This window comes from Halothermothrix orenii H 168, assembly GCF_000020485.1.
In the GTDB taxonomy this organism is placed as follows: Bacteria; Bacillota; Halanaerobiia; order Halanaerobiales; family Halothermotrichaceae; genus Halothermothrix; species Halothermothrix orenii.
The window spans coordinates 522,695-536,509 of record NC_011899.1 but is presented as its reverse complement, the minus strand read 5'-3'; the positions used below and the strand labels follow the sequence as shown (position 1 = coordinate 536,509).

Annotated in this window: 9 protein-coding genes; all 9 read right to left on the bottom strand. The window is 40.0% G+C overall.

The window, feature by feature from the left end; all coding sequences use genetic code 11:
• Window positions 1–17 precede the first annotated feature (17 nt).
• Window positions 18–1,025, bottom strand: a complete 1,008-nt coding sequence (locus tag HORE_RS02610) for an ABC transporter ATP-binding protein (RefSeq protein WP_012635439.1) — start codon at window positions 1,023–1,025, stop codon at window positions 18–20.
• Window positions 1,026–1,046: 21 nt separating this feature from the next.
• Window positions 1,047–1,925, bottom strand: coding sequence for an ABC transporter permease (locus tag HORE_RS02605; protein WP_012635438.1), 879 nt, complete (start codon window positions 1,923–1,925; stop codon window positions 1,047–1,049).
• 6 nt (window positions 1,926–1,931) lie between these two features.
• Window positions 1,932–2,963, bottom strand: coding sequence for an ABC transporter permease (locus HORE_RS02600; RefSeq protein ID WP_012635437.1), 1,032 nt, complete (start codon window positions 2,961–2,963; stop codon window positions 1,932–1,934).
• 227 nt (window positions 2,964–3,190) lie between these two features.
• Window positions 3,191–4,996 (bottom strand): ABC transporter substrate-binding protein, encoded by a 1,806-nt coding sequence (locus HORE_RS02595; RefSeq protein ID WP_012635436.1) that lies wholly within the window; start codon window positions 4,994–4,996, stop codon window positions 3,191–3,193.
• A 702-nt stretch (window positions 4,997–5,698) separates the two neighbouring features.
• Complete coding sequence (gene coaE / locus HORE_RS13340) at window positions 5,699–6,652, bottom strand: dephospho-CoA kinase (protein ID WP_012635435.1); 954 nt, start codon at window positions 6,650–6,652, stop codon at window positions 5,699–5,701.
• Between the two features lie 14 nt (window positions 6,653–6,666).
• Window positions 6,667–7,326 (bottom strand): sporulation membrane protein YtaF, encoded by a 660-nt coding sequence (gene ytaF, locus HORE_RS02585; protein WP_012635434.1) that lies wholly within the window; start codon window positions 7,324–7,326, stop codon window positions 6,667–6,669.
• A 63-nt stretch (window positions 7,327–7,389) separates the two neighbouring features.
• Window positions 7,390–8,214, bottom strand: coding sequence for a bifunctional DNA-formamidopyrimidine glycosylase/DNA-(apurinic or apyrimidinic site) lyase (gene mutM / locus HORE_RS02580; RefSeq protein WP_012635433.1), 825 nt, complete (start codon window positions 8,212–8,214; stop codon window positions 7,390–7,392).
• Between the two features lie 14 nt (window positions 8,215–8,228).
• Window positions 8,229–10,841, bottom strand: a complete 2,613-nt coding sequence (gene polA, locus HORE_RS02575) for a DNA polymerase I (protein ID WP_012635432.1) — start codon at window positions 10,839–10,841, stop codon at window positions 8,229–8,231.
• A 190-nt stretch (window positions 10,842–11,031) separates the two neighbouring features.
• Entirely contained in the window at window positions 11,032–13,512 is a 2,481-nt protein-coding gene (locus tag HORE_RS02570) for a heavy metal translocating P-type ATPase (RefSeq protein ID WP_012635431.1), read from the bottom strand.
• Window positions 13,513–13,815 lie beyond the last annotated feature (303 nt).

Here is a 13,815-nt window from a genome sequence, read left to right as displayed (position 1 = left end):
CACCTCCAGAATATATATTAAGCCGTTTCAATTTTTTGTTTCAATTCTGCTACCCGCTCGTAGTGCCAGCATCTTACCTTATGGCCTTCAGCGATTTCTTCCATAACCGGTTCTTCACTACGGCATTTTTCGTCAGCCAAAGGACACCTTGTGTTATAACTACAACCAGTCGGCAAATCATAAGGACTGGGTACAATACCGGGTATAGTTACCAGTCGTTCTACCTCTTCATTCATCTTTGGAATTGAATTAATCAATCCCCAGGTATAGGGATGTTTTGGATCTTCAAACAGGGTTTTTACATCTGTATATTCTACAATTTTACCGGCATACATAACGGCTACCCGGTCAGATATCTCTGCAATAACACCCAGATCATGGGTAATCATCATAATAGACATCTGATATTTTTCTTTTAACTCGTTAATCAGGTCCAGTATCTGGGCCTGGATTGTAACATCAAGGGCTGTAGTAGGCTCATCAGCAATTAAAAGCTTCGGATTACAGGCCAGGGCCATAGCAATCATAACCCTCTGCCTCATTCCACCACTGAGCTGATGAGGATATTCATTTACCCGCTGTTCCGGTAATGGTATACCTACTTTTCTAAGCATTTCTACAGCCCGGTCCATGGCTTCCTCTTTAGTCACATCTTCATGAATTAAAATAGCCTCTGAAATCTGGTCACCAACCGTGAAAACCGGGTTTAATGAGGTCATCGGTTCCTGAAAGATCATGGATATGTCATTACCCCTGATCTGCCTTAACTCCTCATAGCTTAATTTAGTCAGGTCCTTACCATTAAATAATATTTCACCATCAACAATTTTACCCGGAGGGTTAGGAATTAACCCCATAATCGAGAGAGAAGTTACACTCTTCCCACAACCTGATTCTCCAACTAATCCGAGTGTTTCTCCAGGATATATCTCAAAATCTACACCGTCTACAGCCTTAGATACACCCTGTTCGGTGTAGAAATACGTTTTTAGATTATTTACGTCAATAAGTTTTTCTCTGGCCAACTATATTCACCTACCTTTATCTTAATTTTGCAGTTTTGGATCAAGTATATCGCGGAAAGCATCACCGATTAAATTCCAGGATAAACAGAATAATGTAATAGCAGTTCCCGGGATAACAAGGGTATACCAGTAGGACAGGGCATTACCCTGGGCCCCGATAATCCAGTTACGGGCAAAGGATATCATCTGTCCCCAGTCAGCATACCCTGGAGGGGCTCCTACACCAAGGAAACTCAGGGTAGCAGCTGTTATAACCATAGACCCCATTCTCATAGAAGCCTGAATTACTACCGGGAAGATACAGTTTAAAAGAACATGGCGGAATATAATCCTCAAATCGCCAGCCCCCAGAGCAGATGCAGCCTGAACAAATTCTTCGGCTTTTATCTCTAAAACCTGGGAACGCATCAAACGGGCTGTACCCATCCAGCCAAAGACAATCAGAGCTATCATAACATTATCCAGTCCTTTACCCAGGATAGCAGTCAATACCAGGGCTGACACCAGAAATGGTATTGACATAAAGATATCGGTTATCCTCATTACTATCTCGTCTACCCAGCCACCATAATAGGCTGAAATAGTCCCGATAATAACACCAATTATCGTTGAGATACCAACTACAATAAAACCGATCCTAAAAGCGGTCCTTGTCCCCCAGATCATACCATAGAATATATCATAGGAACCTTCAGTGGTACCGAAGATATTATCCTCATCAGGAGGGGTTGGCTCCATAATCCAGCCACTCCGGGGAATAGCATACGGATCATCAGGATCAGCCGGTGGGGCGATAAATGGAGCAAATATAGCAATCAGAGCAAAAAATACTATAATGATTAACCCAAACAAAGATAATTTATTTTTTAATAAACGCTTAAAGAGCTCTTGCCATGTCATCTTTCATCACTCCAATCTTATTCTTGGATCTATAATAGCATAAGAAACATCGACAGCTAGGTTAATGAGAATAAGTAACAGACCAAAGTACATAGCAACACCCAGAATCCCGGTATGGTCTAACCTGGTAGCAGTTTCATAAGCAAGGAGTCCTAAACCCCGGTAGCCAAAAACTGTCTCCACAGTAACAATACCACCCAGTAATCCCAGAACCATGGGTCCTGCTACAGTAACAACCGGTATCAAGGCATTCCTGCGGGCATGCTTTTGAATAACAACATTTTCCTTGACACCTTTAGCCCGGGCAGTCCTGATATAATCCTTCCTTAATGTTTCCAGCATACTTGATCTGGTAATCCTCAAGATATAAGCCCACCAGACAACTGCCAGGGTCAATACTGGAGCAATGAGGTGACGGACAGCATCCCACACAAAGGCCAGATTTCCATTAAGAATACCATCCAGAATATTTAAACCTGTATACCTTACAAACTCTGAAGTATTAGCCAGTTCCATAGCCCAGCTACTTAACCGGCCGGGTGGAGTCCAACCGAGAACACCATAGAAAAACATTAATATATATAGACCAAAAACAAAGGTTGGAAATGACCATCCTATAATCGCAAAGACCCGGGTAATATGGTCCCAGATATCATTATGATGAACCGCCGAGAACACCCCGAGCCAGATCCCCCCCATAACAACTGGAATTACTGCCAGAATAGCCAGTTCAACTGTAGCTGGAAATCTCTCTTTTATAGCCTGAGTAACCGGAGCACCGGCAGCCTCAGACCAGCCTAAATCACCATGAATTAAATTATTCAGCCATCTTCCATACTGTTGATACCAGGGATCATCAAGACCATATTTCTTTACAAGTAAATCTATATCCCCACCCTTCAGCTGGGTCGGATCAGTAACATAGTTGGCTACCCTCTGATAGGGACTTAAGCACATTATCATTGAAAAGATCAGAAGAGTAACCCCTAATAGAATAATAGGCAATATGAGTAAACGCCTTATAATATAACTAGTCAATCTGCTACAACTCCTTTCTTTACTGGATTTATTTCAACCAATTAATACTTTAACATAATTAAACAAGATTAAATATTAATACATATTCAATTTAATACATTTTTCGTATAAATGGTATTATTTCATAAAAAAGTTATTTTCATAGAATTGCCAGGGGGTTACCCCCCTGGCGTTAATTACTGTAGATATATCTTTTACATTTCTAAATCAAACTCGATAAAAGGATATTATTTATCCAGGATATAGAAGTCCTGTCCGGGACGCATGGAGTTAGGATACCAGCCTTTAACCCAGCTTCTTTCAATCCTGGCACTTAATGGCTGGTCAATCCAGACATCGATAGCATAGTCGTGGGACATCTGCTGTAACTTCTTATAGATCTTTTCACGTTCTTCTTTATCCTGAGTAGTTATACCCTTTTCAATGAGGTCATCGATTCCAACTTCAACAGCCCATTTCTGGTAATTTTCACCACGTTTACCGGCATAATAACCTTGTGAGTGGATAAAGGGCTGTACAAAGTTATGGGGATCAGGGAAGTCAGCTAACCAGCCACCGATCTGTAATGGCAGGAGACCCCTGTGTGACTGATCCAGGAATGTTGACCACTGAACAACCTGGGTATTAACCTTAAACTTGGGATTAATCTGTTCTATATAGGTCTTGAATATATCTGCAGCTGTCTTACGGGCCATGTTACCAGCATTATAGGTAATGGTAAGTTCAAATCCTTTTTCCCAGACCTTACCATCCCAGGCTTTCTTAAATTCTTCTTCAGCCTTTTCAAGGTCAAGTTTGTAAACAGGTGAATTTTCGTCATAACCGAGTAAGGGGCTAACAATTGGACCACGTAATTTCATGGACTGGCCGTCCCTTACCTGTTCAATGAATGCTTCATAATTGAAGCAGTAGCTGAAAGCTCTTCTTACATGGACATCTGTGAAGAAATCAGGAGGTATACCATTACCATCGAGCTTACCGCTTCCGATATATTCGTTACCCTTGGAATTGATATCCCAGTTAAATAACATGGTCATGTTCTGAAGAACTGGAATACCTCTGGTAATCTTAATTCCTTCAACACCTTCGATCTGGTTGAAGTACTGGTAATCTAGGGAGATAGAATCAGCGTCACCACGTTTCAGCATTAAGATACGGGTGGTAGGCTCATCAACGTTCTTGATAATTACAGTCTTGAAGTTAGCAGGCTCACGCCAGTAATTATCATTACGTTTGAAGATAACATGGTCACCATTCACCCATTCAACGAGAATAAAGGGACCAGTACCCATCATCTTATTAAAGAGTGGGTCATCTTCTTTTACAGGGTCATGGTATTTAGCAATGGTTTCAGGACTTCCATCCCATGCTCCCTGCTCAATAGACCATTCTTTATCAAGTATACTGGCCCAGGAAGCACCTTTGGCCAGGATATTTAAGAATGGAGGATAGGGATTTTCCAGATGGAAAACAACGTTATTACCATCGACTTCGATTTTCTTATCAATTTCAGCATATACTTTAGCTGACTGTTCAGGAGTTAATTTTTTAGGATCTTCTACACCAACAACCTTCTTGGTCAGATCAGAAAGGGAACCAAGACCAAATAATGGTTCATAGAACATCCAGATAGGACCGTAAGCACGGTCTAAAATTAAAGCCCTTTCAAAACTGTACTCAACATCTTCAGGTGTTAAGGGGTTACCATTGCTAAATTTAACACCCTGACGAATTGGGAAGATGTAGGTTTTACCACCATCTTTAATTAAACCATTTTCAACAGAAGGCACTTTGGTAGACAGTAAAGGTTTAAATTCAGTTACACTGGAACCTTTATAGTCGATTAAAGTTTCGTATACCTGATATATTAATTCACTACTACCGGTATCATATGAATAATGTGGGTCAAGAGTTGACTGGTCACCGATAGTTACATGGACATAAGTATCTGGATTATTTACAGCATCAACAACACCAAAAACAGAAAAAACTAACAGAAGTGTAAGTAATAAAACACCTACTCTCTTACTCATTAAATGAAAACCTCCTCTTTATTATTTTAATCAAAGCAGACCAATACCTACTTTACCTACTAACTACTCCCCAATTCACCCCCTTTCAGGTAAATCCAAAAAACATCTTAACAAGATGTATTTTATAGCTATATTATATAATAAATATAGCTATATAGACGTGTTAGAAAAAACTTATATAAGTTAGAATACATAACATGCATTATGTTTCTTTTTCGATTTCAGGGCAGATAGATAGAAGTATTTTATGTTTTTATTGAGAATTTTAACAGATATCTTAACAGCTAACTGAACTGATATTTCAAGCATAATAATCATTATAACCCTTTTGTATTATAGTCATTTTGAACTATTCACTTATATTTTACTTTTATTTAAATCTTATGTTATTCTTACTATAAAAATTCTAGGTGGACTGGAATAATCCTTCTTTTTTATAATAAAATTATCATATATTTTTTTCCTTCTGGCTAACCTATGTTACTATAAAATTATACACTAATGAATTTTTCTTGTCAAACATGAATTTTTATAAAAGAGCCTGTTTATCTACAAATATAATATTATAGCTGTAGATACCTGTATGATTGTCACCCCTGTTCCCGTCAAGGTCACAAAATTTTTATATTTATAAGTGAAAAAACTAACATTTATCAGTTTTATTCCATAAATCAATTTTAAAGATCTAAAATTCAATATCAGTTATTCTTCCAGTAGTTTGTGCAAAATCAAATCAGCTGTTGCCAGGTTAGTAGCCAGGGGTACATTATGAACATCACAGACCCTTAACAGGGCTGTAATATCAGGTTCATGAGGCTGGGCTGTAAGGGGATCCCGTAAAAAGATTACACCATCCAGTTTCTCCTGAGCTACCCTGGAGCCAATCATCTGGTCGCCACCCAGTGGTCCAGAGAGCATTCTCTCAACCTCAAGGCCAACCTTATCAATAATCATTTTCCCGGTAGTCCCGGTTGCAATAAGTTTACATTTCTTTAAAAGGTCATAATGTTTTCTGGCAAACTCAATTATATCATCTTTTTTTTCATCATGAGCAATCAAAGCTATCCTCTTCATCTTTAACTCCCTCCAGTGTTTTATTACCTGTTTTTTTAGTTTTTTAATACTCCCATTATTATCTATAACAATATCAGCCAGTCTGGCCTTTTCTTTAAGCGGCATCTGGGTTTCTATCCTCAAAATGGCTTCTTCCCGGCTAAGCCCATCCCGTTCCTGTAAACGTCTAAGCTGTATGTCCCGATCAACATAAACCACCCAGACCCGGTCCACCAGCCTGTCCAGGTTGGCTTCAAATAAAAGTGGGGCATCAAGAATAATTAAATTGCATTTATTTTTGAGAGAAACTATTTCATCTTTAATTTGTGAGATAATTATTGGATGGGTTATTTTTTCCAGTTTTTTTCTTTCTTCAGGTTTATTAAAAACCAGTTTACCAAGTTTTTTTCTATCTATTTCACCTTTATCATCAATAATATCTGTACCAAAGTAACCGACAACACCTCTCCAACCAGGTTGGCCTTTTTTTAATATTTTATGAGCAATCCTGTCAGCATCAATAATACAGGCACCCAGTTCCTTCAAAATATTACTTACTGTACTTTTACCAGAGGCAATTCCCCCGGTTAGCCCAATTATCAAGGCTCAATCCTCCTTCAAAAAAATCTTAAAAAACCTAGAAACATGATAACAAGGCCGGGCATCACCTCAAGCTTACCCGGTAACATACCATCAAGCAGGCTTCCCAGGTAAAAACCAACCCCGGAAAACAACAGGGTCATAACCCCGATAATAAGTGAAATATATGGTTTAAAAAAACCGGCCAGTCCGGCCCCTAACCCGGCCCCAACTGCATCTAAAGCCAGAGCCAGGCCGAGCATCAATGCTTCAAACTGATTTATGGAGCCTGAATTATCAAAGTCAGCCTTTACCGGTTCCCTGAGGATATTAATAATAATCCCCAGGGGTTTTAAATTTAAAGACCAGACCAGTTGAGCCCCCTCACTATCTTTATGTATCAATTTTTTAGGTGAGGAGTTATTTCTATTATAATCTATTATATTGGAATAAACAAGCCAGCCCCCTACAATTATAAGCATGATTCCACCCAGGGTTTCGGCCATTTCCTGCTCAATTAAACCGGCCAGGCTGTTTCCCAGAGTACCGGTAATGTAGACTGCAAGGGCAGAAATCACACTGTTTATTAACAGGGGGATTAGATCAAATTTAATCTTTCTTAAGCCATAGGTCAATCCCACACTGAAACCATCAACACTGATAGCAATAGCCAGGATACAAACTGTCCAGAATTCCATAGCTGCCCCCCCAATTTTGTATCATTACCCTACATTTATATGAAGGAGGCAGAATAAATGTGATTACTTCTGACATCCAGGACAGTAGTGGCTACTTCTTCCCCTGATGACTTTTTTTTGAATTTCATGGCCACAGTTTACACATTCTTCTCCGGTTTTACGGTAAACTTTTAATTTATTCTGAAATTCACCTATTCGACCCCGGGCATTTACATAATCCTTCATTGATGTGCCACCATACTTAATTCCCATCTTCAGGACTTTGCGGATGGCATGGTACAGTCTCTCTATTTCACTATCATCAAGGGAGTCAGCCTTCCTTTCAGGTGATATACCGGCCTCAAAGAGGGCTTCATCTGCATAAATATTACCCAGACCAGCGATAAATTTTTGATTGAGCAGGAGGCCCTTTATATTGCCCTTTCTCCTTTTTATTATATCGGCAAATTCATCTACAGTAAACTCATCTGACAGGGGTTCTGGACCAAGATCGGCCAGGGATCCGGCTTTATCAAATTCCCCTTTTGTTACCAGATAAACCCGCCCGAACTTTCTCATATTATTAAATCTCAGGTCCCGACCATCCTCAAGTTCAAAAACAAAATGGGTATGTTTATCATATTTATTATTTCTTTCATACACTACCAGCTGGCCGGTCATCTTGAGATGGAAAACCAGGAACCTGTTATTATCAAGTTTTATTAATATATATTTACCCCTTCTTAAAACATCAATTACCCGGCTCCCCTCTACAAGGTCGATAAAAGTATCGGGGTCAGGATACACAAGCAACTTCGTCTCTCTAATGATAACTTTATTTATTTTAACCCCTTTTATTAATTCCTTTAAACCTCTAACTACCGTTTCCACTTCCGGTAATTCAGGCAAAATACCACCTCTTTTTACTCTATATCTAATTCCTCTTTATTAAGCCAGTTGGGACCACTCTCCAAGTTAACCACAAGTGGGACTTTCATATCAACTGCTTTTTCCATCTCTGATTTAACAATCCGGGCCATTTCAGTAAGGTCCTCCCGGGGCACCTCAAGAATTAGCTCATCATGAACCTGGAGTAAAATCCGGGCCGGGGAGCCATTTTCTTTAAGACGATTATAAACTTTTATCATGGCCAGTTTCATAATATCAGCAGCAGTACCCTGAATGGGAGTATTTATTGCTGTTCTTTCAGCAAATGAACGCCGGTGGTAATTACGACTATTAATTTCGGGAATATACCGTCTCCGGTTAAAAATAGTGGTTACATAACCTTTAGTTTTGGCCTCAGTTACAACCCTTTCCATATAATCTTTTACCCCGGTAAACCTCTCAAAATATTTATTTATATAATCACTGGCCTCCTGTCTAGAAATACCCAGGTCCCGGGCCAGTCCATACGGGCTCATTCCATAAGCAATACCGAAGTTAATAACCTTGGCATGCCGCCTCATATTTGGAGTTACTTCATCAGGTTCAACTTCAAAAACCTCACTGGCGGTCTGGGTATGAATATCCTGACCGGTGTTAAAGGCTGCCTTTAAACCTTCATCATCACTGATATGGGCCAGTACCCTCAATTCTATCTGGGAATAATCTGCTGCCAGAAGGACCCAGTCTTCATTTTCTGTAATAAAGGCCCGTCTAATTTCTCGACCCTCATCAGTCCTTACAGGAATATTCTGAAGGTTGGGTTCAGTACTGCTTAACCTCCCGGTTGCAGTAACCATCTGATTAAAACTGGTGTGGAGCCGCCCGGTATCGGGGTTAATCATCGGAGGCAGGGCATCAACATAGGTTGACTTCAACTTCATAAGCTGCCTGTATTCAGAAATCAAGGGTATTATCGGATGTTTATCTTCCAGCTTTTCCAGGACCTTAGCCCCTGTAGAATAACCAGTCTTTGTTTTCTTTATCACCGGGAGCCCCAGTTTTTCAAAGAGAATTCCCCCGAGCTGTTTGGGTGAATTAATATTGAACTTTTCACCGGCAAGCTCATGGATTTTACTCTCCAGTCCATTTAGTTCTTCTTCCCATTTTCGGGAAAGGCTTTCAAGGTATTCAGCATCAACTTTGATACCATTATACTCCAGTTCTGCTAAAACTGTAATTAAAGGTATTTCAATATCATTAAATAATTCTATAAGCTCCATATCCTCAAGTTTAGGAACCATACCCTCAGCCAGTTTGAAGATATTATCCATGAAAACAAGATACAGATTATCTTCTTTTATGTCCTCAGGTAGAGACAGGCTTAACTCCTGATCCAGTAAGTCCCTGAGGCCGGGTAGTTTACCCGATGGTTTGAGGAGGTAATATGCCAGTAAAGGATCAAAAACAAGCCCTTCTAACTCGATATCGTGTTTTTTTAAAAATACAGTACATTCCTTGGAATTTAAAATATATTTCTTAACACTAATATCTGTCAAAATAGGTTTTAAAATACTTATGGCCTCATTTATATCAGTAAAGATGTAAAGGTTTCCTTCCCCCAGGGAAATTATTCCCTGGCTGGCATGAGCCCGGACAGGGGTAGTATAATTATTAAGCCTTAAGGTTAACCCCAATTTTCCCAAATTCCGGGCTTTATCACAGATATTTTCAAGCCCCTTCCTGTCCAGTTCTTTTACAGAGATATCATCAATACTAATACTCGTTTTCTCTTTAAACCTGTTCAATAGACTGGCAAACTCAAGTCTTTCAAATAACTCCCTGATGTTCTTTTTATGGAACTTACCAAGGTGGCACTCGTCAAGTTCTACATCCAGGGGAACATCAACCTTTATTTCACCCAGTCTCTTACTAAGCCGGGCCTGATCAGCATATTTTTGGAGGTTTTCCTTCCGCTTTTTACCGGAGACCTTATCAATATTGTCAAGGATCTCTTCCAGTGAAGAAAACTCCTTTAATAACTTTATGGCCGTCTTTTCACCGATACCAGGAACACCGGGAATATTGTCAGAACTATCTCCCATCAAACCCTTCATATCGATAAGCTGTTGAGGTTCCAGTTCGTACCTTTCCCTTACCTTATTTAAATCATACCTTACAATATCTGATATGCCTCTTTTGGTATACATTACAGAAACATCTTCTGTAACCAGCTGGAGGGCATCCCGGTCACCGGTTACAATAACGACCTCAAATCCCTCCTCTTCCCCCTTTCGTGCCATTGTCCCTATAATATCATCGGCCTCAAAACCCTCAATTTCAATAATGGGAATACTAAAAGATTTAAGTACTTCTTTAATTAAAGACAGCTGTGGTTTTAATTCTTCCGGCATCTTTTTGCGATGAGCCTTGTATTCTTTATATTCCTTATGTCGGAAGGTAGGGGCCTTTTTATCAAAGGCAACCGCAATTAAATCAGGTTTTTCCTCGTCAAGTAGTTTTAATAACATCCTGGTAAATCCAAACACAGCATTAGTATACTCCCCCCGGGAAGTTGAAAGCAGGGGCAATGCATAAAAAGCCCTGTGGGCCAGGCTTTGTCCATCCAGCAAATAAAGCTTTTTCTTCACTAAAAACCAACTCCTTCAACTATAATTATTCACTATAAAATCAAAAAAACCTCCCCTGCTTATTAATATCTTTCACCTTTTATCATTAAATTTTATTATAATTAACCAGATTTAATTTACCAAGATATTTTATTTTATACCCGGACCAGCCAGGTTGTTTCTTCCATAGTGCAAACCAGGTTAGCCGTGACTAATTTTTCATATAATCAGGTTTTATATTAACCCTCCGTAAGAGATTGGCATTGGTAACTACCGTAATTGAACTGGTAGCCATGGCAATTTCAGCTATAACCGGATGTAACAAACCAGCAATGGCGACTGGGATAGCTATAGTATTGTATATAAAAGCCCAGAATAAATTTTGCCTTATCTTCCGGAAGGTCGCCCGGGAGAGTTTAACCGCAGTGACCACAGCCGACAGATCACCACGGACCAGGGTAATGTCTGAAGACTCAATAGCAATATCAGTACCTGTACCAATGGCAATCCCTACATTTGCCTGGGTCAGGGCCGGAGCATCATTGATACCGTCACCAACCATGGCAATAACCCCGGACTTCCTCTGTAATTTTCTGATTTCTTCTACCTTCCCATCAGGTAAAACACCGGCTACCACATAATCAATCCCGACTTTACGGGCAATGGCTCTGGCAGTCCTTTCGTTATCTCCGGTAATCATGGCTGTTTTTAAACCTGATTCCTTTAATTCCCTGATGGCCTTAATCGAGTCTTCCTTGAGGGCATCAGCAATAGCAACAATACCGATAACCTCTTTTTCCCTTGCCACTATAATCGCCGTCTTGGCTTCCTCCTCAAGACGGTTCAAATCCCTAATAAAACCAGAAAGATCAACATCATTTTCTTCCATAAGTCGCCTGCTACCGACCAGGACATTCTCACCATCTATCCTGCCTTTAACACCCTTTCCAGTTATAGATTCAAAACCTTTAATCTCCGGGGGTTTAACATTTTCTTCCCGGGCCTTATTTAAAATAGCAATAGCCAGAGGATGTTCTGAGCCGGCTTCTACACCAGCTGCCAGTTTCAGAAGCTTACGGTGGGAATAATTTTGGGCCGTTATTATATCGGTTACTTCTGGTTGCCCTTTTGTTATCGTCCCCGTTTTATCAAATACAATGGTATGAACATCCTTCATCGTCTGGATAGCCTCTCCATTACGGATTAAAACTCCATTTTCGGCCCCCATACCACTCCCTACCATAAGGGCGGTCGGGGTTGCTAATCCAAGGGCACAGGGACAGGCTATAACCAGGACTGCAATAGTTGCAAAAATAGCAAGGGTAAATGTTTCCAGTTCCGGGTTTACCCAGGGTAGATAATCCTGGGCCCAGAATCCAATCTCTCTGAAAAAACCGGGGAAAATTAACCACAGAATAAAAGTCAGAGTAGCTGTAATTAAAACAGCCGGGACAAAAATGCCGGTAATCCTGTCGGCAAATTCCTGAATGGGGACTTTGGTTCCCTGAGCCTCTTCAACCATTTTAATGACCTGGGAAAGAAATGTATCCTTACCTACTCTGGTGGCCTTGACTTTAATTAATCCATTCTGATTAACAGTGGCCCCTATAACTTCATCACCTTTTTTACGTTCAACCGGCATTGATTCTCCAGTTGCCATAGATTCGTCAATGGTTGTTCTACCCTCTATTATCTCTCCGTCGGTTGGTATTTTCTCACCCGGCCTTACCAGCATTAAATCCCCGGGTTTTACTTCCTCAACAGGTACTTCTTTTTCCTCACCATCTTCGAGAATAGTTGCCTTTTTAGCCCCGAGTTCCAGAAGCTTTTTGATAGCCTGGGAAGCCCTTCCTTTGGCATTTTCTTCAATATATTTTCCCGTAAGGTGAAAGGCCATAATCATGGCAGCAACCCCGGCATAATTGGCTATCGGCGTGAAAAAGACTGCCGGTCCGGTTATAAATGCTGCTCCCGTTCCCATAGCAATAAGCACATCCATATTGGCTCCACCATGACTTACAGCCCGGTAGGCTGTTCTAAAGGTTTTTCTTCCAAAGATAAATAAAGGTGGGACGGCCAGTAAAATCATTCCCAGGTTAAAAATCGTCTGACCTGGCCAGGTAATTCCAAAAAACATTTCAGGAATCATCCAGGCTATAATCGGTATTGTAAAGGCCCAGGTTCCCCACATCTTCCACCTGGCTTCTTCTACCTTCCTCAGGTCATCATCCTGTTCTACTTCCCTATTATCACCTTCGAAACCAATAACTTCATAACCAGAATTAGCTACAACTTTCTTTAAGTCATTTTTTGTTAATATTGAAGGGTCATACTCTACAGTTCCTTTTTCAGTAGCAATATTAACATTGGCCTCATAGACCCCTTCAGTTCCTTTTAAGGCTTTCTCCACTGTGGCAGCACATCCAGCACAGGTCATACCTCCAATATCAAGGGTAACCCTTTCTTTTTCATCCTTAACATCATAGCCGGTTGCTCTCACTACCTCGGCCAGTTTTTCCTCATCAACCATCTCTGGATCATATTCTAAATAGGCCTTTTCTGAGGCAAAATTAACCCTGGCCATCTTTACACCTTCAGCTTTTTCCAGGGCTTTTTCAACATTGAGAGCACAACTGGCACAGCTCATTCCCTCTATTTCAAGAGTGGATTTTTTCGTTTTTTCTTCCGCCATTTATTTCACCCCTTTATTTTCAATAACAGATATTAATTATTAATAAACTTATGGCCCCTATAACTCTACTATTTCCCTGACAAATTTTTACTAATAATATTTTTTTAACTTGAATCCCTTAGCAATTCAAAATACTCCTAATTAACCTTTGTTATATAAAATACAATATGTTTTGCGGAATACCTTATACCCCTATAGGGTATATTTCGTATTTAGAATAACACTTACCATTTAGTTTGTCAAGGTAAACAGGTTTAATTCAAAAGAATATAATTCCCATACTGTACAATTTTCTTAATTCTT

Excerpts from the sequence above, each read along its gene's own strand:
- HORE_RS02570 (WP_012635431.1), bottom strand. The coding sequence starts at position 13,512 with ATGGCGGAAGAAAAAACGAAAAAATCCACTCTTGAAATAGAGGGAATG.
- HORE_RS02605 (WP_012635438.1), bottom strand. The coding sequence starts at position 1,925 with ATGACATGGCAAGAGCTCTTTAAGCGTTTATTAAAAAATAAATTATCT.
- ytaF (WP_012635434.1), bottom strand. The coding sequence starts at position 7,326 with ATGGAATTCTGGACAGTTTGTATCCTGGCTATTGCTATCAGTGTTGAT.
- HORE_RS02595 (WP_012635436.1), bottom strand. The coding sequence starts at position 4,996 with ATGAGTAAGAGAGTAGGTGTTTTATTACTTACACTTCTGTTAGTTTTT.